Raw genomic sequence first — 21,716 nt, forward strand, 5'->3', positions numbered from 1 at the left:
TCATACCTCGTTAAGCGATTGAGCGGCATCCAATGCCGCGCGGCCCCGGGGGCCGTGGAAATATTCGTGAATCCACGCGTCGTCCGTTTCCGAGACGACGTCGATGGCACCGGCGACCAGCACTTTTTTCTGTGCCAGCACCGCCACGCGGTCGGTGATGGTGTACAGCGTATCCAGGTCGTGAGTGACCAGGAACACACTCAGGCCCAGCGCATCGCGCAGGGTCAGGATCAGTTGGTCGAACTGCGCCGCACCAATCGGGTCGAGGCCGGCGGTGGGTTCGTCGAGAAACAGGATGTCCGGGTCCAGCGCCAGCGCACGGGCCAGGGCCGCGCGCTTGATCATGCCGCCCGACAACGAAGCCGGGTATTTGTCGGCCGCCGACAGCGGCAGCCCGGCCAGGGCCAGCTTGACCGCAGCCAAGTGCTCGGCGTCGCGGCGGCTGAGGCCGGCGTGTTCAATCAGTGGCAGCGCGACGTTTTCGGTGACGGTCAGCGAGGAAAACAGTGCGCCCTTCTGGAACAGCACGCCGAAGCGTCGTTCCACCAGCGAGCGTTCGTGTTCCGAAAGATTGGGCAGGTTTTTACCGAACACCCGCACTTCACCTTCGCTGGGCCGGCGCAGGCCAACAATGCTGCGCAACAGCACCGACTTACCGCTGCCGGACCCGCCGACGACCGCGAGGATCTCGCCTTTGTACAAATCCAGGTCGAGGTTCTCGTGCACGCTCTGCCTGCCAAAACGATTGCACAGCCCGCGCACTTCAATCACCGCCTCACTGGGCGCTCGGTGTAGACGACTCACCAGCCCATCTCCATGAAGAACAGCGCAGCCACCGCATCCAGCACGATCACCACGAAAATCGACTGCACCACGCTGGAGGTGGTGTGAGCGCCGACCGACTCGGCACTGCCACTGACCTTGAAGCCTTCCAGGCAACCAATGGCAGCAATCAAAAAGGCGAAGATCGGCGCTTTCACCATGCCCACCAGGAAATGCTGCACACCAATGTCCGATTGCAGCAACGAGAGAAACATTGCCGGGGAAATATCCAACGCCACGGCGCAGACCACGCCGCCGCCGACAATCCCGGAGAGCATTGCCAGAAAGGTCAGCATTGGCAATGACACCAGCAACGCCAGCACGCGCGGCAATACCAACAGTTCCATCGGGTCGAGGCCCAGCGTGCGGATGGCGTCGATTTCTTCATTGGCCTTCATTGAGCCGATCTGCGCGGTAAAGGCACTGGCGGTGCGGCCGGCGATCAAGATGGCGGTAAGCAACACGCCGAACTCGCGTAGGAAAGAGAAGGCCACCAGGTCCACGGTAAAAATCGTCGCGCCAAAGCTCTTGAGCACCGTGGCGCCCAGGAACGCTACGACGGCGCCGACCAGAAAGGTCAGCAGGGCCACAATAGGCGCAGCGTCGAGGCCGGTTTGTTCGATGTGCGCGACCATCGGCGTGATGCGCCAGCGCTTGGGGCGGAAAATACCGCGAGCAAAGGTTTCGAGAATCAGGCCGATAAAGCCCAGCAGTTTTTTGCTGTCCTGCCAGACGGTGTCCACCGCCCTGCCGATGCGCGCCAGCACCTGAATGCCGGTGGCTTCTTCCGGTGCTTTCTCCGGCACGCAAAAATCATTCAGGGAGCGGTAGACGGTCTTCAGCAGCGCGCGGTCGGCGGCTGACAGGCTGCAATCGGTCTGTTCGGCGGATTGCTCGATACGGGTCGGCCCCAGCAACTCCACCAGCAGCGAGGCGCCGGCAGTATCCAGCGCGCCGAGGCCGTTGAGGTCGATGCGCGCGCCGGCGTCGTATTGGCCGTCAAGTTTGTCCGACAGCTTCTTCAGGCCGGCATAGTGGGCAAGCGTCCAGTCCCCCGTAATCCTCAGCTGTGGCGGGGTGGTGGACGTATCGAGGTGAGCTGCGCCGGCGGTCGTACGGGTGGTCATAAGCTCCGAGCTTGTTTGGCTATCCACAATTCCTACGTAATAGCACGATACGTCCTACTTTGGATTGTCCGTTTGTGCTGTGTCGGTGACTTTGAACCGCAGTACGCCGATCACCTGCCCGTCTTCTGTCAAAACCTGCACTTGCCAGCGGCCTACCGAGTCGCCTGGGAAATTCTGCTTGTGGGTCCAGGCGCGATAGCCCTCTTTGCGCCCGCCGTGGATATCCAGGGCGATGCGGTCGACCTCTTTGCCGTTGAATTTCCACACGTGGTAGATCCGTTCATCCAGCCCGCGCGGGGCGTTGATCGCGGTGTAGGCGTACAGCCCGCTGCTTCGCAGCTGCGCGGCGTTGACTTCCTTGAGGTCATCGCCGGGGGTGCGGTCTTGCAGTTGGGTACTGATGGCGACTTCAGTCATCCACAACGTGGCTGGCGGTACCCAGCTGCGTAGAAACCAACCGGCACAGCCTATGGCGGCAGTGACCCCGAGCAGCATCGCCCAGCCTTTGAGGCTGCGCAGCGGCAGGCTCACCGCCAGGCTCGGAATCGACAAGACCATGGCTACGCCGAGGGCGAGCTTGTAACTCTGGGCCGTGGTCAGGTGCATGATGATCGGCAGTGCGGTGAGCAATGCGGCGAACAGGGTCAGGGTATGCAGCGCCAGAAACAGCGAGCGCTTGGGCGCCAGCCACTTGTAGTACAGCGGGTCGATGATCGACACCAGCGCCGCCGCCCCAAGCAGCCCGGTGAAAATCGATTGGCCGCTGTTCCAGGCGGTGGTGACAAAAAAGAACGGCAGCACAAAAAACAGACTTTCCTGGTGGATCATCTGGGTCGCGTAGCGCAACAGGGGTTCGGGAATTTCGCGCTTGAAGACTTTGGTGAACAGCTGGGTAAAGCTGTTTTCCAGCATCAGCCATAGCCAGCTCACCAGCATGATCACGGCGATCCAGCTCGCCATGCCTTGCTGGCGATCCACCAGGATGAAACTGCACACACCCGAGATAAAACCGCCGAGTGCAATCACCCCTGGGTAGCGCTTCATCAGCTCGAGGATGCGGGTGATTATGCGGGTCAGGTTTGGCATTCGGCGGTTCGCAGTCTTTGTAGGGAAAAATCCGAGACAGAATAGCGTCTTAGCCCGTCGTCCGGTGCCTCATTACGCGATCCGTTTGCGATAAACCCGCACGCCGATCAGCATAATGGCGATCAGCCCGAGTACGCCGGCGCCGATCCAACTGAGGGCGTCATAGCTCAGCAGCGGTTTCTCGATGCGCCAGTAGCCGGGCTGCTTGAACACTTGGCGCATGGCTTGGTTGGTCTGGTCCAGGCTCACCGCCTTGATGCGCTTGGCCGGGTCGCTGAAGCGGCCTTTGTTGTAATCGCTGGATGCACTCCAATAGTAGTCGGCCAACGCGCTGTTACCTTGAACGGCCCAGGCCTGGCGCGCGATTGCAGCCTGTTGCAGGCGCGCGAATACCGCAGGGTCGAGGCCATCCTTGAGCAGTTGCGCCTTGAGGTCCTGGAGTACCTGTTCGGCTACGGGGAGGTTTTCCCGCTCAAGGTCGGCGTTCAGGCTGAGGAAGCCGACGCCGCCGAGTACTTCGCGTTCGCTCCAGGGGCCGTAGGACAAGCCGTGCTTGAGGCGTAGTTGGCGGTACAGCGCCCAGTCGAGGTAGTCCTTGAGCAAGTCGTAGGTTTCGTCGTGCTGTTCGTCCAGCACCGGCTCGGGAAACAGCCAGTGCAGCTTGGCGCTGTCGCCTACCCAGCCGTGAATCAGTTCACGATGACTGGCGGCGGCGTGCTGGATGTCAGGCAGCGCGGGGTGTTCAGTCGGCTCGACCGGGTCGAGTTGGCCATAGGTGCGTTCCAGATAAGCCGGCAGCAGTTTGTCGAGGTCGCCGACGATGATCAGCGTCATGTTGTTAGGCGCGTACCAGTTTTTGCGCAGCTTCTCCAATTGGTCGCGGGTCAGGTGATCGACCTCCGCACGTTCAGCACACTTGAGGCCAAGCTCGACGGCCAGTTGATTGCTGGCAGTGTGGCCCAGGTCCTGGCGGTCCAGTAGGCGTTGCAGGTGTGAATAGTGGCCGCCGTCTTCGCGCTCGACCACTTGTTTGGCGGCGTTGATGTTGGCGTCGGTCAGTTCGGTACGGGTGATGATCGCCAGCAGCAGGTCGAGCACCTTGCGCTGGTTTTGCGCGGGCGCTTCGATCACAAAGGTGGTGTCGGCATTGCTGGTGTACGCGTTCCACTCCCCGCCCAAGGCTTGCATGCGGTCTTCCAGTTCGCCTTCGCCGCCGCCGTCGATGCCGCTGAACAGCAAGTGTTCCAGCAAGTGCGGCAGCTCTTTGTCCTCGCAACTGAAGTCATCCAGCCCTACGCCCACCACCAGGCGAATCGCCACGTGCCCGCGCTCAGTGCCCGGTTTGAGCAGCAATTGCAGGCCGTTGGGCAAGGTGTAGCCCTCGACTTGCAGGCGGTCAAAGGCAAAGGCGTGGGCACAGCTCATGAGCAGGCAAGCGAATAACAGGCGACGCATAACAAGCTTCCTGGCGAGTGAGGTCAGCTTTAACTGACTTCACGGGCCATCATCCGTTCAGGGCGAGTGTGTGATGTCGGCAATATCTTCGGCGGAGAGCGCGCCGGTGTCGGACGTTTCCAACACTACATAAGCACTGCTGCAAAACAACGAGTTCAGGCGTTTCATGTCGGCAATCAGTTCCAGATGCAGGGAACTGGTCTCCAGGCTCTGTACGATTTTGCGCTGCAGGCGGCTGACATGGGCGTGGGCCAGACGGCGTTCCTGGGCGCGGAAACGGCGCTTCTCGCGCAGCAATTGGCGAGCGCTTTCCGGATCGGCGCTGAGGAATACCGACAAGCCAAGGCGCAGGTTGGCGATCAGTTGGCCGTGCAGGCCGGTCAGTTCTTCCAGGCCCACTTCGGAGAATTGGCGGCGCTGGGAGGTTTTCTGCTGCTGGACTTTGCGCAGCATGCGTTCGATCAGGTCGCCGGCCAGTTTCAGGTTGATCGACAACTCAATGATCTCGGCCCAGCGTCGACTGTCGTGCTCGCTGAGGTCTTCGCGGGGCATTTGCGCCAGGTAGAGTTTGATCGCGCTGTAGAGCGCTTCGACGTCATCGCTGAGGCTGCGCATTTCTTGGGTGATAGCGGTCTGTTTGCCGCGCAGTACCTCCTGCATGGCGGTGAGCATGTTGTCGATGAGGTCGCCCAGGCGCAGGGTTTCGCGGGCGGCGTTGGCCAGTGCCAGGCTCGGCGTGGTCAGCGCGGTAGGATCCAGATGGCGCGGTTTGGCCTTGCCGTTGACCTCTTCACGCTCAGGCAGCAGCCAGGCGCACAGCCGTGCCATCGGGCCGATGGTGGGCAACAGGATCAGGCAACGACTGACGTTGTAGAGCAGGTGGAAGGTGATGACCATGCCTTGGGCGCTGTAGTCCAGGCCGTCCATCCACAGCACCAGCGGGTCGAGTACCGGGATGATCAGCAGCAGGCCGATCAGTTTGTACAGCAAGCTGCCCAAGGCCACTTGGCGGCCGGCGGCGTTCTGCATGCTGGTGCTGAGGAAGGCCAGCACGCCGCTGCCGATGTTGGCGCCGATCACCAGGCCGATGGCCACGTGCAGGCCGATCACGCCGGCGCCGGCCAGGGTGGCGGTCAGCAGCACGGCAGCCAGGCTTGAGTAGGAAATCATCGCGAACAAGGCACCGACCAGGGCGTCGAGCAGGATGTCGCCGGTTAATGAAGCGAACAGCACTTTCACGCCCTGTGCGTGGGTGATCGGCCCGGCGGCTTCGACGATCAGTTGCAGCGCGAGGATGATCAGCCCGAGGCCAATGCCGACCCGGCCCAACTGCCCTGCCCGCGTCTGCTTGCGCGACAGGAAGAAAATCACCCCGAGAAAAATCAGCAGCGGCGACAGCCAGGACAAGTCAAAGGTCAACACGCGCGCCATCAGCGCGGTACCGACGTCGGCGCCCAGCATGGTCGCCAGGGCGGGCATCAGTCCCATCAGGCCCTGGCCAACAAAGGACGTCACCAGCATCGCCGTGGCGTTGCTGCTCTGCACCATGGCGGTCACCAGGATACCGGCGACAAACGCCAGCCAGCGCTTGGACATGTTCTGCCCGATGACTTGGCGCAAGTTGGAGCCGTAGACCCGCAGGATGCCGGTACGGACGATGTGCGTGCCCCAGATAAGCAGGGTCACGGCGGAAAGCAGATTGAGCAAGGTCAGCATGCTCGGCCCCCGTGTGGGTGTGCGCCAATCGACGCAAGTGAGAATTGCCGCTGCCGTTCTACGTCTTGTGATTAAGCTGTAGTTGGCGAATGGGTTCTGCGCCAGCATCGCATAGCTAAAGTGGGGATTGAAACAAAACTGTCATGAAATCAGCTTTTTGCAGACGAGAAAAAAGGGCTCGAAAGCCCCTTTTTCAGCAGCGAGTCAGTTTTATTGACCCGGAATATCTTTGCGCAGTTTCACAGGATCCTGCTGTTTGCGCTTTTTCGCGATGGCGGTACGCATCTTGATGTTCACCGCTTCCACTGCCAGCGAGAACGCCATGGCGAAGTAGACGTAGCCTTTTGGCACGTGCACATCGAACGATTCGGCGATCAGCACGGTACCCACGACCAGCAGGAACGACAGCGCGAGCATCTTCAGCGACGGGTGCTTGTCGATGAATTCGCTGATGGTGCCGGCCGCCAGCATCATCACCAGCACTGCCACGACAATCGCCGCAACCATGACCGGCACATGGGAAACCATGCCGACAGCGGTGATCACCGAGTCCAGGGAGAACACGATGTCGATGATCGCGATCTGGATGATGGTGTAGATGAACTTGCCACCTTTGCCGCCCGGTTCTTCGTGGGTTTCGTCTTCACCTTCGAGCGCGTGGTACATCTCCTGGGAGCTTTTCCACAGCAGGAACAGGCCACCGAAGAACAGGATCAGGTCGCGACCGGAAATGCCTTGGCCGAAGACCACGAACAGGTCGTTGGTCAGTTGCATGACCCACGTGATCGACAGCAGCAACAGAATGCGCGTGACCATGGCCAGCGCCAGGCCGAAGATCCGGGTGCGCGCCTGCATATGCTTGGGCATGCGGCTGACCAGGATCGAAATCATGATGATGTTATCGATACCCAGAACGATCTCGAGGGCCGTCAGCGTGAAGAAGGCAATCCAGATTTCCGGATTGGTCAGCCATTCCATGTGTATTCCTTTGAGCAAGTGTTAGACCGCGCAAGCTGCAGCGCCGCGCGGTGAGTGAGTCGGTACGATTATAGAGTGCTGAACAGCGGAAAAATCCCCATCAGCAATGCGGCGAACATTATGCACAGGCATACCAGCACTGCCCACTTCAGCGTGAAGCGCTGGTGATCGCCAAATTCGATACCGGCCAGGGCTACCAGCAAGTAGGTCGAAGGTACCAGCGGGCTGAGCAAGTGCACAGGCTGGCCAACAATAGACGCGCGGGCCATCTCGACGGCGGTGATGCCGTAGTGGCTGGCGGCTTCGGCGAGTACGGGCAGTACGCCATAGTAGAACGCGTCGTTGGACATGAAGAAGGTGAAGGGCATGCTGACCAGCGCGGTGATTACCGCCAGGTACGGGCCCATCGCTTCCGGGATGACCGCCAGCAGGCTCTTGGACATGGCGTCGACCATGCCGGTACCGGACAGAATGCCGGTGAAGATACCCGCGGCGAAGATCAGTCCCACCACCGCCAAGACGCTGCCGGCGTGGGCGGCGACGCGGTCTTTCTGCTGTTGCAGGCACGGGTAGTTGACGATCATTGCGATACTGAACGCCACCATGAACAGCACCGGCAGTGGCAACAGACCGGCGATCAGGGTGCACATCAGCGCCAGGGTCAGCGCGCCGTTGAACCAGATCAGCTTCGGACGGCGGGCATCCGGGAATTGCGACACGCTGATTTCACTGTGGTCGATCTCGTCACCTTGCAGGTGCAGTTCACCCAAGCGCGCACGTTCGCGCTTGCCGTACATGTAGGCGATCACCAGGATCGCGACCACGCCGGCGGCCATGGCCGGGATCATCGGCACGAAAATATCCGAGGGGTCCACATGCAGCGCACTGGCGGCGCGGGCGGTCGGGCCGCCCCAAGGGGTCATGTTCATCACGCCACCGGCGAGAATGATCAAGCCGGCCATGATCCGCGGGCTCATGCCGATGCGCTGGTACAGCGGCAACATGGCGGCCACGCAGATCATGTAGGTGGTGGCCCCGTCACCGTCGAGGGACACGACCAGGGCCAGCACAGCGGTGCCGACGGAGACTTTGAGCGGATCACCCTTGACCATCTTGAGGATCTTGCGCACGGCCGGGTCGAATAGGCCGGAGTCGATCATCAGGGCAAAGTAGAGAATGGCGAACATCAGCATCACGCCGGTCGGCGCGAGCTTGGTGATGCCTTCGAGCATCATCGGGCCGATCTTCGGGGCGAAACCGCCGAACAGCGCAAACAGGATCGGCACGATGATCAGGGCGATCAGCGCGGACAGGCGCTTGGTCATGATCAAGAACATGAACGTGATGACCATGGCAAAGCCAAGGAAAGTCAGCATAGGAATACTCCAGGCGTAGCGCGGCTAGGGAATGGCGAACCGGTGGGGGTCAGCGCAGAACGAAAGGCACGAGGCGTACGGGTGGAGTTGGGGCGAACAGGCGGGTACGGGCGGACATCGGGAATCACCATTGTTGTTGTGTACAGCCGGTCTGTTGCCGGCAGTTGGAGGTGATCCTAGTCGCGAAAGCTTTCAGCCAGCTTTCGCTGGCAAAACAGGTGATGAGAGGTGCAATAAGTTGTCGTAGCAGCTGTCGAGCGCCAGCGAGGCTGCGTTGCGGTGCGTCAGGCAGTCCGCCGACGCAGACTCGCTGGCGCTCGACAGCTGCTACGGGAGTTGCGGGTGTCTATGGGAGCTCCAGACCGCCGGCGGCCTTATGCAATGCCCGCAAATGCTCGCCCACCTGCTTGAGGTTGGCTTCGCACGCAGCAATTTCGGCGGAGCGGGAAGGCTCCAGCAGCGCCCTCACCTCTTTATCCAGTTCGCCGGTCAGCGATTGCAGCTGCTTCTGGCGTTCGGCGCTTTCCGATTCCAGGCGTTTGGATTCCGACGGTTGCGGCAGCCCGTAGCCACCGCTGCCCAGCAGCTCCGCCGGGCGGCTGAGGAAGCCGCTGTTGGCGAGGATCTGTTGCAACGTGGCGTTGGCTTTCTCCATGCCACCGTTTTTCAGCTCGCGAGCGCCGAGGTAGCGTTGTTTGACCTCGTCCTGGGCCAGCATCAACTGTTTACGAAAGCTCGCCTGCTCCAGCAGCAGCAACGCGGCGCTGGTGCGCAGGTCGGCCTGGCCGAACCACTGGCGGCGTTCCTCTGCGCTGAGAGACAGCCAGTCTTCGACCTGGGTTTGTTTGATCGGCAGGTGTTTTCGCAGCACATCGAACATCGCTTGGTAACGCTCGCGGAAGGAGTCGAAGTGATAGCCCAGGCGCAAGGCCTTGCGCTTGTCGTCCAGCACACTTGTGTCGGCCAGGCCGCGGGCGCTCAGAACCTCCAGCAAACCATTGGGGGTGATGTTATCCAGGCCGGTCAGTTGTGGGTTGGCGCTGCCGCTGCGTAACAGCTTGAGGCTTTCCACTGCGCAGTTGTTGGAAATGAAGAAGTAGTTGCCGTCATAGCTCCAGTGCATTTCGGCGGCATGTTCGACGGTGTCGTTGATTTCCTGGCGGGTCAGTTTCAACGGTACAGAGGCCAAGCCGCGCAACTCGGTCTTGGTGTACTCGTCGATCACTTGCGCCAGCGGCAGTACAAACAGTCGCGATGGGTACTTGCCAACCAGGCCATCCCAGCTCGACAGCTGTACGTCACCGACAAACGCGCGGTAGGACAACACTAGATGCTGGTCCAGGTCCAGCCGACAATCCGGCCCTCGCGGGCGCCCCGGCGCACAGATCACCAGGCGCAACATGCTGTGGCCCCAGCGGCTGACCAGGTTCTGGTTGGCTTCGGCCAGCAGGTAGTCAATTTCGTAGACGCGCTCCGGGTCGACATGGCCCAGCGGTGTCTTGGCGAAATCGTTGCCGGCATTCAGGAATGCGTAGCTCTTGGCGCAAGTGTCTTGTTCGGGCGGGGCCCAGCCGAAGTGTTCCTTGTAATAGCGGAACAGTGAGGGACGGCGGCAGGCGTAGCTCGGGTCGAGGAGGAAGTACTCCATATTGACCGCGACAAATTCCAGCGGGCTGGTGGTTTCGTAGATGTCCGGGCTGCGGGCGACCTGGTGATTGTTCTGCTCACGCTCGCCGCGCCGACCAACGTATTGCGGCCAGCCGGCAAGGTCCAGCAGGCGAGGGTCATCGCTTAGGGTAAAGCGTCGGCCGTTCTGGCCACGGCATTGATCAGGCAGACCGATGAGGCCGGTGAGGCTGTTCTGGCGGCTGCAACGATTGATCAGCGCACGGTCTTCTTTGGACCACAGGCGCGCACGGTCATAGATATGGGTCAGTTCATGCAGCACCGTGGCAAGCATTTCCCGGCGCACAGTGCCGTGGGGGCGATTGGTTTTCTGAGTAGCGGCGCTGCCATCGGTGAGGCTGGCGAGCAGGTTGCGGTTGAGGTCCAGCTCGGACACCAGGGAGGCTTGACCGTAGGCGTTTTCGGGCATCTTGTCGGTCCAGCCGACATCGATGCGTCGGTCCAACTGCTCGATAAAGCGCGGCGGCAAAGAGCGCATCGCTTCGTCGAGCAACGCCTGGCTGGCCTGTTGTTCAGCCGGGCTCAAGCCCTCGGTCTTGAGCCGCAGTTGCAGGCTGGCCTGGGCCGCGCTGGCACACAGCAGCACGGCCCCGGCCAGGAGCCAGGCGGCAATTCGCCTCACAGTGCGAGGATAGCTTCAGCGAGCGTCTGGTCACTGGCGTCACGGGCTTCGGGCAAGCGTGTGCGCAGGGTGTCGAAGGCTGCTTCCAATCGCGCGCCACGGATCTCGCCGTTGGTAGCTACGAAGCTGGCGGCGTCATCGTGGGCTTCGCGCACCACTTTGGAATCGCGGATGGAAGTGGTGGTGTCCGAGGTGAAATCAATGGTGCGGCCAGAGGCGCGAACAATGATGTTACTGGTGGCAACCAAGGTATGCGCCTGGGCAACGTCGGCCAACAACAGCAGGCCAAGGGTGGCGGCGATCAGCGGGCTACGCATGGAATAACTCCAAATACAAAGATGGAAATACAAAGATGATTATTGGACGAGAATTGCTTGCGCCAGTTCAAGGTCGCTGGCGTTAAGTTTTGGTTGGTTACGGCGCAGGTAATCCAGCGCCGACTCCAGCTGTGCACCCCGCCATTGGCCGTCAGTGGCGATAAATGCAGCAGCGTCGTCCTGGGCGGCCATTATCACTTTTTTGTCGAAGGGTGCGGAGGTCACTTTACTGGTGGCGTACGCGCTGACGACGGTGCTCTGAGTGGTCAGGTCAAAGGCCGAAGACAGTGGCGACCAGCCGGCGGAAAATATCAAAGGGACTATTAAAAGGCGGTATGAAAAAGCCATAGGACTCGACTATTGAAAGCGAGCGCCAAGGCTAGCGCAATGCCCGGGCGAGAGCCAGCGCCCAGGCATCCGTCCTGTCGTCAGATCGCCAGGATGGCCTGGGCCAGTTGGGCGTCAGTCGCAGTGTTCAGTTGCGGAGCCTGTTGGCGAATCTGCGCCAGGGCGCTTTCCAGTTTTACTCCACGAATGGCGCCTTCGCTGGCGACAAAGCTGGCGGCGTCGTCACGAGCGGCGCGCACGACCTTATTGTCACGCAGGGACGAAGTGGCATCGGAGCTGGCGTCGGAAGTGGCCTTCAGCGCGCCGACGATGGAGTCGGTGGTCACGATGAAGCTGGTCGCATTGGCATTGGCAGCCAGGGCCAACAGGGCTGCAGCACTCAGCAGGCGAAGACGGGACATGGGGTGACTCCTGTAGATGAACGGATAAGGTGGCGCAGGGCAACCATTCGGATCAGACGCCCGTGCTACGCGGTTCGCCACGTGTTGAGTGGATATTAAGCCGACACTTATCCATTCGGGAAGCGCCTCGACTGCCTAGTCACGCCAGAACGGCTTGGACAGTTCAGCCATTTGGTCCCCATGGCTGATACCGAGATCCGACAGCTCCCGGCCATCAAGCCGCGACAGCTGGCGTCGTTCATAGGCGCGGCGCATCCATTTAGCGAGGATGGAGGTCGTCTGGTGCAAAAACCGCTTATAAGGAGGGGATGGCATATCCATGGCGGTTACCTTTCATGAGGTCTTGGAACACCATGTTGAGCGAGCCCGTGTGACCGGTACAGATACACCAATGCTAAATTGTACTGCTTAACTGTTGTATTTTTTAAACTGTACCTGTCGCTATGAAAGACTTCTGTTTTCCCGTTCAAAACCACCATCCCGGAAACAACAAAGCCCGCCTCCGGTTTCCCGGGGCGGGCTTTGTTTTGAAGAATCAGTGCTGGCAGTGGACCCGTTGGGTCAGGGCCAGCGAGCGCTAAGTTAGCGCCAGAACGGCTTGCTCAGCTCTTCGTAACGTTGAGCTTCGCTGATACCTGCGTCAGCCAGCAGACGCGAATCCAGGCGAGCCAGTTGGTGACGGCTGGAGATGCGGCGCTGCCACAACATCAGGTTGGCCAGAACGCGCAGAGGCATTGCGGCTTGGTTGTTTACAGCTTTTTCAGAGAACAGATCGGAACTGAGTGTACGTTCCATGATGACATCCTTCCGCTTGTGGCGGGATTAGGTAGTGGTTTAACTGATGCCAATGATCCTCTTCCGACGCAAGACTCTCTAGATACAGTTCACTTGTATTGTGAGAGGGCAGTTAACTGTTTAAGGGTGCTGTACTGTACGAAAACGGAGCAACTGTACCTGTCCGCACTAAATAAGTGCGAAATAGACATTTTCGGCGAGGTATGTGGGATATTTCGGTAGGAAATGACCAGTACAGCAGTACAGTTTTTCCATTAAAAGGCCAGTAAGGTGCCGAGCTGATGAAACTGTATTTGCATCAGCTCGAATCTGTATCAATCACGCCTTGAGCATGTGCCCCGTTTCTTCCAGGTTAATGTGCCAGCTCAGTGCTTCACGCAGGATGTGCGGGGTATGCCCACCGAGGGCACAAGCAGCGTTGAAGTAAGTGTTCAGCGCATCGCGGTAGGCCGGGTGCACACAATTGTCGATGATCACCCGTGCCCGCTCCCTCGGCGCCAGGCCGCGCAGGTCGGCCAATCCGACTTCTGTCACCAGGATGTCGACATCATGCTCGGTGTGGTCCACATGGCTGACCATTGGCACCACACTGGAAATCGCACCGCCTTTGGCAATCGACTTGGTGACGAAGATCGCCAAATGCGCGTTGCGCGCGAAATCGCCGGAGCCGCCAATGCCGTTCATCATCCGGGTGCCGCAGATATGAGTGGAGTTGACGTTGCCGTAGATGTCGAACTCCAACGCGGTATTGATGCCGATGATGCCCAGGCGACGCACCACTTCAGGGTGGTTGGAGATCTCCTGCGGGCGCAATACCAGCTTGTCCTTATAGTGTTCGAGGTTGCCGAACACATCGGCATTGCGTCGTTCTGACAAGGTGATCGAGCTGCCCGAAGCGAAGCTGAGCTTGCCTGCGTCGATGAGGTCGAAGGTCGAATCCTGCAACACTTCAGAATACATGGTGAGGTCTTCGAACGGCGAATCGATCAACCCGCACATCACTGCGTTGGCAATGTTGCCGATCCCGGCCTGCAGCGGGCCGAGCTTGTTGGTCATGCGGCCAGCGTCGACTTCCTGCTTGAGGAAGTTGATCAGGTGATTGGCGATGCCCTGGGTGTCGTTGTCAGGCGGCGTCACGGTAGAGGCCGAGTCGGCCTGGTTGGTGATAACGATGGCGACGATCTTTTCCGGTGGAATCGGGATCGCGGTGCTGCCAATGCGATCGTCAACGTTGACCAGTGGGATTGGCGTACGTGTTGGCCGATAGGTGGGGATATAGATGTCGTGCAACCCTTCCAGATTTGGGTTGTGCGCCATGTTGATCTCGATGATCACCTGCTTGGCAAAAATGGCGAAGCTGGCCGAGTTGCCCACGGAGGTGGTGGGCACGATATGTCCTTGCTCGGTGATGGCGACGGCTTCGATCACGGCGATGTCCGGCAGCTTGAGCTGGTTGTTGCGCAGTTGCTCCACGGTCTCCGACAAGTGCTGATCGATAAACATCACTTCGCCGGCGTTGATCGCCTTGCGCAAGGTGCTGTCGACTTGGAATGGCATGCGTCGTGACAGTACGCCGGCTTCGGTCAGTTGTTTATCCAGGTCATTGCCCAAGCTCGCGCCGGTCATCAGGGTGATCTTCAGTGGGGAAGTCTTGGCGCGTTCGGCCAGGGCGTGGGGGACGGCCTTGGCTTCACCGGCACGGGTGAAGCCGCTCATGCCGACGGTCATGCCGTCCTCGATCAGTGCGGCGGCATCTGCCGCGCTCATGACCTTGTTCAACAACGAAGGCAAGCGGATACGATCACGGTACATGGATTGTTATCTCGGGCTACGGAGGCAAGGTGCGCAGTTTAGTGATTTCAAAAAAAATCGGCCCGCTACCATGGTCGAATGCCGGGCAGCGATTTAGAGCCTTTGGTCGGGTTTCATGCAGTCATAAAAAACCCCAGCCTACAGCAGGCCGGGGTTTCGAGTATTGCGCTGAAGCATTGTTACTCGACGGCTTTGACCATGTCTTCGATGACCTTCTTGGCGTCACCGAAGACCATCATGGTCTTGTCCAGGTAGAACAGCTCGTTATCCAGGCCAGCATAACCGCTGGCCATCGAGCGCTTGTTGACGATGATGGTCTTGGCCTTGAACGCTTCGAGGATCGGCATGCCAGCAATCGGCGAGTTCGGGTCATTCTTGGCGGCCGGGTTGACCACGTCGTTTGCGCCCAACACCAGCACCACGTCGGCCTGGCCGAACTCGGAGTTGATGTCTTCCATTTCGAACACTTGGTCGTAAGGCACTTCTGCCTCAGCGAGTAGGACGTTCATGTGCCCAGGCATACGCCCCGCCACCGGGTGGATCGCGTACTTCACGGTAACGCCGCGGTGAGTCAGCTTTTCGGTCAGCTCTTTGAGCGCATGTTGCGCCCGAGCGACTGCCAGGCCGTAGCCCGGGACGATGATCACGGTGTCGGCGTTGGTCAGCAGGAAGGTGGCGTCGTCGGCCGAGCCGGATTTTACCGGGCGTGCTTCCTTCGAACCTGCCGCAGCACCGGCGTCCGGCGCATTGCCGAAACCGCCGAGCAGTACATTAAAGAAGGAACGGTTCATCGCCTTGCACATGATGTACGACAGGATCGCGCCGCTCGAGCCCACCAGGGAGCCGGCGATGATCAGCATCGAGTTATTCAGCGAGAAGCCAATACCCGCCGCCGCCCAGCCGGAGTAACTGTTGAGCATCGACACCACCACTGGCATGTCGGCGCCGCCGATTGGGATGATGATCAGCACGCCAAGCACGAAGGCCAGGGCCAGCATCAGCGAGAACGCGGTGAGGTTGCCGGTGAACATGAACGCCAGGCCCAGGCCGAGCGTTGCGAGGCCGAGCACCAGATTAAGCTTGTGCTGACCGCCGAACTGAACGGGTGCGCCCTGGAACAGGCGGAACTTGTACTTGCCCGACAGTTTGCCGAAGGCGATCACCGAACCGGAGAACGTGATGGCACCGATGGCGGCACCGAGAAACAGCTCCAGGCGGTTACCGGCAGGAATGGCGTCGCCCAGGTGTTTGACGATGCCCAGGGATTGCGGCTCCACCACCGCAGCAATCGCGATGAACACCGCTGCCAAGCCGATCATGCTGTGCATGAACGCGACCAGCTCCGGCATCTTGGTCATCTCAACGCGCTTGGCCATGACCGAACCGGCAGTGCCGCCGACCAGCAGGCCGACAATCACGTAGCCGATGCCGGCAGTGGCGAGCTCAGCGCCGAGCTTATAGATGAGGCCCACGGTGGTGAGTACCGCCAGCGCCATGCCGAGCATGCCGAACAGGTTGCCGCGCCGCGAGGTGTTCGGGTGCGACAGGCCTTTGAGGGCCTGGATGAAACAGATCGACGCGATCAGATACAGCGTCGTGACCAGATTCATACTCATTATTTCTGCACCTCTTCTTTAACTTTGGGCGCTTTCTTCTTGAACATCTCAAGCATCCTGCGGGTGACCAGGAAGCCGCCAAACACGTTGACTGCCGCCAGTGCCACGGCAAGTGTGCCCATGGTTTTGCCCAGCGGTGTCACGGTGAGCGACGCAGCCAACATGGCGCCGACGATTACGATCGCCGAAATGGCGTTGGTCACCGCCATCAAAGGCGTGTGCAGCGCGGGGGTAACGTTCCAGACCACGTGGTAACCGACATAAATCGCCAGCACAAAGATGATCAGGTTGTAGATACCGGGGGAGATAAGCTCTTCCATCGTCTGAATCCCTGCTTAGGCGTTTTTGCGGATGACTTGGCCGTCGCGGCACATCAGGCACGCAGCGACGATGTCGTCTTCGAGGTTGATTTCAAACTGCCCTTCCTTGGTGAAGACCAGCTTCAGGAAGTCCAGCAGGTTGCGTGCATATAAAGCCGACGCATCGGCGGCTACGGCACCGGCCAGATTAGTCGGGCCGCAAATGATCACGCCGTTCTGCACTACCACTTGATCGGCGACGGTCAGCGGGCAGTTGCCGCCCTGGGCTGCGGCGAGGTCGATGACCACCGAGCCAGGCTTCATTTGCGCGACGGTCTCGGCGCTCAGCAGCGTCGGTGCCTTGCGGCCAGGAATCAATGCAGTGGTGATGACGATGTCGGCCTGCTTGGCGCGCTCGTGCACGGCCAGGGCCTGGCGCTGCATCCAGCTGGTAGGCATTGGACGGGCGTAACCACCGACACCGACGGCGCATTCGCGCTCTTCATCGGTTTCGTAGGGCACGTCGACGAACTTCGCGCCGAGGGACTCAATCTGCTCCTTCACGGCCGGGCGTACGTCAGACGCTTCGATCACCGCACCCAGACGTTTCGCCGTGGCGATGGCCTGCAAGCCCGCCACGCCAGCGCCGAGGATCAGCACGCGCGCCGCTTTTACGGTGCCTGCGGCGGTCATCAGCATCGGCATGAAGCGCGGATAGTGATGAGCGGCGAGCAGCACAGCTTTATAGCCGGCGATGTTGGCTTGGGAAGACAGCACGTCGAGGCTCTGGGCTCGGGAGGTGCGCGGCGCGGCTTCCAGTGCGAAGGCGGTGATGCCACGCTCGGCAAGCTTGGCGATAGTTTCGTTGCTGAACGGATTGAGCATGCCCACCAACACGGTGCCGCTTTTGATCAGCTCAAGTTCACTGTCGCTGGGGGCCACTACCTTGAGAATAAGCTCGGCGCCAAACGCATCGCTGGCACTGCCAATGGTTGCGCCTGCCGTTTCATAGGCACTGTCGGGGACGCTGGCGTTGATGCCTGCTCCGCTTTGAACAGTGACCTTGTGGCCCTGGCCGATCAGCTTCTTGATGGTTTCCGGGGTGGCAGCCACCCGCGTTTCACCGGTCTGGGTTTCGAGAGGAACACCAATGTGCACGTCAAATCTCCTGCATGATCTTTTTGCTTTTGATCTTTTTGTAAAAAGGCCAGTGCACCGCGAGTGGCGCAGCTGGGGCGGCCGATCAGCACGATCCCGCTGAAATGACAGCGGGGCGCGGCATTTTGCAGGCGAACTTTACGGCCTTCAAGGGATTATGACGTGTGACGAAAAATTAACTACAAGTCACCCTGTGACTGATTGTCGCAACAAGCCGAAATAAACGCTTCTAATACATGGAGTTAAAGCGCTTCAGGCGTTTTTGCGGTGTTTTGCAATGGTTTGTGTGAATAGTCGCCTATTGGCTTGTAATAGTCGCTACAAGCCATGTAGGTCATGGCTTTTAGCCTGATTTTTGATTGACAGATACAGTCTGTTGAAATGCGACATATATGTACATCTGTAGGATCGAAAATTAATTGACTACATAGTCAGTAATTCAGCTTTAGCCTTTAGATACTAGGGCTGTAGCGCTGTGATTGGTCGATTAACCAGTCTCTGAATGCGTGCAGGGAGGCAGATTCTACTTTTCTCTCAGGAATCATCAGGTAGTAAGCCTTTGAGCTGGTCAGTGTCTCGGGGTTTGCAATCACCAGGTGGCCCTCCTCCAGCTCGCGCTGGATGAGGAACGGCGGGATCAGCGCGATTCCCATGTCATGCATGGCTGCCTGGGACAACATCGAGAATAGCTCGTAACGGGGGCCTGTCATGTCGCGGGGGATGTTCAGCTGTTGGGCACTGAACCACTGGCGCCACGCGTAGGGTCGAGTGGTCTGCTGCAGGAGCGGCAGCTCTGCAATCTCCTGAGCGCTGAGCTGCGTGCGGCTAGCCAAAAGTCGTGGGCTGCACACGGGGACAGGGTTCTCACCCATCAGTCGATGGGATTCAGTGCCGGACCAGTCGGCATCGCCGAAGTAGATGGCGGCGTCGAATTCGGTATCGGCAAACAGAAAGGGACGCGTGCGGTTGGTCAGGTTGACGGTGACTTCCGGGTGCTGGCGTTGAAAGTCCTTAAGGCGAGGTATTAACCATTGAGTGCCAAACGTCGGGACCACGGCCAGCTCAATGACGTTGGCGCCCTGCTGTCCCATTACCGAAAGCGTATCGCGCTCCACTGCGTCTAACTGTGTGGCAACGCGACGGCTGTAGGAAAGCCCTGCTTCCGTCAGCTTGACCCCGCGCCGTGAGCGCCGAAACAGCTCGACACTCAAAAACTCCTCAAGGCTGGCGATCTGTCGACAGATGGCGCCTTGAGTGATCGAAAGCTCGTGCGCGGCCTTGGTGAAGCTTTCGTGGCGGGCTGCTGCTTCAAAACTGACCAAGGCGGTGGTGCTGGGAATTTTTCTGCGCATATACCGTGTCCTCACTCATAAAGCGCTGATGGGCCGTTCTTAACCGTTACGAAGTGAGAAATTAGCACAACCCTATGCGGAAACCTCGTTTGCCCTGTGCGCCTGGCGGGCCTAGGCTCATTCCACGACTTCCGATTTTCTCCGCGAGGACTTATTCATGGCTGGTAAGGCAAGCTTCAACTGGATTGATCCACTGCTGCTGGATCAACAGCTCACCGAAGAAGAGCGCATGGTGCGCGACAGTGCTGAGCAATTCGCCCAGGACAAGTTGGCACCGCGTGTGCTCGAAGCCTTCCGCCATGAAAAGACCGATACGGCGATTTTTCGCGAGATGGGTGAGACCGGGCTGCTCGGCGCAATGATTCCGGAGCAGTACGGTGGCAGCGGTTTGAACTACGTCTGCTATGGGTTGATTGCGCGTGAGGTGGAGCGTGTCGACTCGGGCTACCGTTCGATGATGAGTGTGCAGTCGTCACTGGTGATGGTGCCTATCAACGAGTTTGGCACTGAGGCGCAGAAACAAAAGTACCTGCCGAAGTTGGCCTCTGGCGAATGGATTGGCTGTTTTGGCCTGACAGAGCCTGACCATGGTTCCGACCCGGGCGCGATGATTACCCGTGCGCGCAAGGTAGACGGCGGCTACAGCCTGACCGGCGCGAAGATGTGGATCACCAATAGCCCGATCGCGGATGTATTTGTGGTCTGGGGCAAGGACGATGCCGGTGATATCCGTGGTTTTGTCTTGGAGAAAGGCTGGAAAGGTCTGAGCGCCCCGGCGATTCACGGCAAGGTCGGGCTGCGCGCCTCCATTACGGGTGAAATCGTCATGGATAACGTATTCGTGCCCGAAGAGAACATTTTCCCGGATGTGCGTGGCTTGAAGGGGCCTTTCACCTGCCTCAACTCTGCACGTTATGGCATCTCCTGGGGGGCTTTGGGTGCCGCAGAATTCTGCTGGCACACCGCTCGCCAATACACTCTGGATCGTCAGCAGTTCGGTCGTCCATTGGCGGCGACTCAATTGATCCAGAAGAAACTGGCCGATATGCAGACCGAGATCACTCTAGCCCTGCAAGGCTGCCTGCGTTTGGGTCGTATGAAGGATGAAGGCACTGCAGCGGTCGAGATTACTTCAATCATGAAGCGCAACTCGTGTGGCAAGTCCCTGGATATCGCGCGTATGGCGCGGGATATGTTAGGTGGCAACGGTATTTCCGATGAGTTCGGGGTGGCGCGCCATTTGGTCAACCTCGAGGTGGTGAACACCTACGAAGGCACCCATGACGTGCATGCCCTGATCTTGGGGCGTGCGCAAACCGGTCTTCAGGCGTTCTATTAACAGGAGCACGGCATGGGCGCGCTTTCGCATCTGCGGGTACTGGATTTATCGCGAGTACTGGCGGGTCCCTGGTCCGGGCAAATCCTGGCGGACCTTGGGGCAGAGGTAATTAAGGTCGAACGGCCTGGCAATGGCGACGACACGCGTGCGTGGGGACCGCCCTTCCTTAAAGATGCCTATGGCGAGAACACCAGTGAGGCGGCGTATTACCTGTCGGCCAATCGCAATAAGCAGTCCGTGACTATCGACTTCACGCGGCCGGAGGGCCAGGCACTGGTGCGCGACTTGGCGGCCAAGTCGGACATCCTCATCGAGAACTTCAAGGTGGGTGGTCTTGCGGCGTATGGGCTGGATTATGAGTCGCTCAAGGAGATCAATCCGGAGTTGATCTACTGCTCGATTACCGGCTTTGGTCAGACGGGGCCTTATGCGGCGCGTGCTGGCTATGACTTCATGATCCAGGGGTTGGGCGGGCTTATGAGTCTGACCGGCAGGCCGGAGGGTGATGACGGGGCTGGGCCGGTGAAGGTGGGCGTGGCACTGACTGACATTCTTACGGGGCTTTATTCGACCGTAGCGATACTGGCGGCGCTGGCGCATCGGGGGCATGACGGTGGCGGGCAACATATTGATATGGCGTTGCTGGATGTGCAGGTGGCTTGCCTGGCTAACCAGGCGATGAATTACCTGACAACTGGGGAGGCGCCTAAGCGCTTGGGCAATGCTCACCCGAATATTGTGCCTTATCAGGATTTTCCCACGGCCGATGGTGACTTTATCCTGACGGTGGGTAATGACGGACAGTTTCGTAAGTTTGCTGAGGTGGCTGGGCAGCCTCAGTGGGCGGATGATCCGCGTTTCTCTACTAATAAGGTGCGAGTGGCCAATCGCGCGGAGCTGATTCCGTTGATTCGCCAAGCTACGGTGTTTAAGACGACGGCTGAGTGGGTGTCACAGTTGGAGCAGGTGGGTGTGCCTTGCGGGCCTATCAATGACCTGGCCCAAGTGTTTGCCGATCCACAGGTCAAGGCGCGCGGGTTGGCGATAGCGTTGCCCCATGCGCTGGCGGGGATGGTGCCCCAGGTTGCCAGTCCGATACGGTTGTCCAAGACCCCTGTGGAGTACCGGAGTGCGCCTCCTCTATTAGGGGAGCATACGGCGAAAGTGCTGCAGGATGTGCTGGGATTGGGTGTGGCCAACGTAGCTGTCTTGAAAGGGTTGGGTGTTATCTGAGTCTTCTCTTCTATATAGAGGGCGTTATCGTAGCTTTTCTGGTGGTTTTTTAATCAATCCTAACTAATTGATATAAAAAGCAAAATTAAGGGTTGACGGCAGATCCTAGAAGTCTATAATTCGCCCCACTTCCGGCGCAGTCGAAACGGAAAACTCCTTGGTAAACAAAGAGTTATGC

Annotated in this window: 20 protein-coding genes; 2 read left to right on the forward strand and 18 right to left on the reverse strand. The window is 59.3% G+C overall.

Annotation, left to right across the window (positions count from 1 at the left end; translation table 11 throughout):
• The 18 genes from JBO08_RS14630 to JBO08_RS14715 form a co-directional block, all read right to left on the reverse strand.
• On the reverse strand, positions 1-804 hold the full coding sequence (locus tag JBO08_RS14630) for an ABC transporter ATP-binding protein (protein WP_065875653.1): 804 nt from the start codon (positions 802-804) through the stop codon (positions 1-3).
• Entirely contained in the window at positions 801-1,949 is a 1,149-nt protein-coding gene (locus JBO08_RS14635) for an ABC transporter permease (RefSeq protein WP_065875654.1), read from the reverse strand. Before JBO08_RS14635 ends, JBO08_RS14630 begins: the two co-directional genes overlap by 4 nt.
• A 54-nt stretch (positions 1,950-2,003) precedes the next feature.
• Positions 2,004-3,035 (reverse strand): DUF5924 family protein, encoded by a 1,032-nt coding sequence (locus JBO08_RS14640; RefSeq protein ID WP_065875655.1) that lies wholly within the window; start codon positions 3,033-3,035, stop codon positions 2,004-2,006.
• A 72-nt stretch (positions 3,036-3,107) separates the two neighbouring features.
• A complete protein-coding gene (locus JBO08_RS14645) occupies positions 3,108-4,490 on the reverse strand; it encodes a pitrilysin family protein (RefSeq protein WP_065875656.1) in 1,383 nt (460 codons plus the stop codon).
• Between the two features lie 57 nt (positions 4,491-4,547).
• Positions 4,548-6,206, reverse strand: coding sequence for a Na/Pi cotransporter family protein (locus JBO08_RS14650; RefSeq protein ID WP_220074632.1), 1,659 nt, complete (start codon positions 6,204-6,206; stop codon positions 4,548-4,550).
• Between the two features lie 210 nt (positions 6,207-6,416).
• Complete coding sequence (locus tag JBO08_RS14655) at positions 6,417-7,184, reverse strand: TerC family protein (RefSeq protein ID WP_049710720.1); 768 nt, start codon at positions 7,182-7,184, stop codon at positions 6,417-6,419.
• Positions 7,185-7,252: 68 nt separating this feature from the next.
• Positions 7,253-8,560, reverse strand: a complete 1,308-nt coding sequence (locus JBO08_RS14660; RefSeq protein WP_003187405.1) for a CitMHS family transporter — start codon at positions 8,558-8,560, stop codon at positions 7,253-7,255.
• Between the two features lie 346 nt (positions 8,561-8,906).
• Positions 8,907-10,868 carry a DUF4105 domain-containing protein gene (locus JBO08_RS14665; protein WP_065875657.1) on the reverse strand — a complete coding sequence of 654 codons (1,962 nt, stop codon included), beginning with the start codon at positions 10,866-10,868 and terminating at the stop codon, positions 8,907-8,909.
• A complete protein-coding gene (locus tag JBO08_RS14670; protein ID WP_049710717.1) occupies positions 10,865-11,185 on the reverse strand; it encodes a DUF2388 domain-containing protein in 321 nt (106 codons plus the stop codon). Before JBO08_RS14670 ends, JBO08_RS14665 begins: the two co-directional genes overlap by 4 nt.
• A 39-nt stretch (positions 11,186-11,224) precedes the next feature.
• On the reverse strand, positions 11,225-11,533 hold the full coding sequence (locus tag JBO08_RS14675) for a DUF2388 domain-containing protein (RefSeq protein WP_065875658.1): 309 nt from the start codon (positions 11,531-11,533) through the stop codon (positions 11,225-11,227).
• Between the two features lie 80 nt (positions 11,534-11,613).
• Entirely contained in the window at positions 11,614-11,934 is a 321-nt protein-coding gene (locus tag JBO08_RS14680; protein ID WP_025854295.1) for a DUF2388 domain-containing protein, read from the reverse strand.
• 135 nt (positions 11,935-12,069) lie between these two features.
• A complete protein-coding gene (locus tag JBO08_RS14685; RefSeq protein ID WP_065875659.1) occupies positions 12,070-12,255 on the reverse strand; it encodes a DUF1127 domain-containing protein in 186 nt (61 codons plus the stop codon).
• 261 nt (positions 12,256-12,516) lie between these two features.
• Positions 12,517-12,729 (reverse strand): DUF1127 domain-containing protein, encoded by a 213-nt coding sequence (locus JBO08_RS14690; protein WP_049710714.1) that lies wholly within the window; start codon positions 12,727-12,729, stop codon positions 12,517-12,519.
• 318 nt (positions 12,730-13,047) lie between these two features.
• Positions 13,048-14,541 carry an acetyl-CoA hydrolase/transferase family protein gene (locus JBO08_RS14695; protein ID WP_065880376.1) on the reverse strand — a complete coding sequence of 498 codons (1,494 nt, stop codon included), beginning with the start codon at positions 14,539-14,541 and terminating at the stop codon, positions 13,048-13,050.
• 179 nt (positions 14,542-14,720) lie between these two features.
• Complete coding sequence (locus tag JBO08_RS14700; protein WP_065910221.1) at positions 14,721-16,157, reverse strand: NAD(P)(+) transhydrogenase (Re/Si-specific) subunit beta; 1,437 nt, start codon at positions 16,155-16,157, stop codon at positions 14,721-14,723.
• Positions 16,157-16,477: an NAD(P) transhydrogenase subunit alpha gene (locus JBO08_RS14705; RefSeq protein ID WP_065910223.1), complete on the reverse strand. Its 321-nt coding sequence runs from the start codon at positions 16,475-16,477 to the stop codon at positions 16,157-16,159. Before JBO08_RS14705 ends, JBO08_RS14700 begins: the two co-directional genes overlap by 1 nt.
• A gap of 15 nt (positions 16,478-16,492) precedes the next feature.
• Complete coding sequence (locus JBO08_RS14710) at positions 16,493-17,614, reverse strand: Re/Si-specific NAD(P)(+) transhydrogenase subunit alpha (protein WP_220074631.1); 1,122 nt, start codon at positions 17,612-17,614, stop codon at positions 16,493-16,495.
• A gap of 452 nt (positions 17,615-18,066) precedes the next feature.
• Positions 18,067-18,966, reverse strand: coding sequence for a LysR family transcriptional regulator (locus JBO08_RS14715; RefSeq protein WP_065891252.1), 900 nt, complete (start codon positions 18,964-18,966; stop codon positions 18,067-18,069).
• A gap of 157 nt (positions 18,967-19,123) precedes the next feature.
• Between JBO08_RS14715 and JBO08_RS14720 the strand changes: the two genes are divergently transcribed.
• Together JBO08_RS14720 and JBO08_RS14725 are read left to right on the forward strand one after the other, a co-directional pair.
• The gene (locus tag JBO08_RS14720; protein WP_065875664.1) at positions 19,124-20,305 is read left to right on the forward strand and encodes an acyl-CoA dehydrogenase; all 1,182 of its coding nucleotides are present in this window, start codon (positions 19,124-19,126) and stop codon (positions 20,303-20,305) included.
• A gap of 12 nt (positions 20,306-20,317) precedes the next feature.
• Positions 20,318-21,538, forward strand: coding sequence for a CaiB/BaiF CoA-transferase family protein (locus tag JBO08_RS14725; RefSeq protein WP_065875665.1), 1,221 nt, complete (start codon positions 20,318-20,320; stop codon positions 21,536-21,538).
• The last annotated feature ends 178 nt before the right edge of the window (positions 21,539-21,716 follow it).

Origin of the sequence: Pseudomonas sp. LAP_36, from assembly GCF_019456785.1 — a bacterium.
In the GTDB taxonomy this organism is placed as follows: Bacteria; Pseudomonadota; Gammaproteobacteria; order Pseudomonadales; family Pseudomonadaceae; genus Aquipseudomonas; species Aquipseudomonas tritici.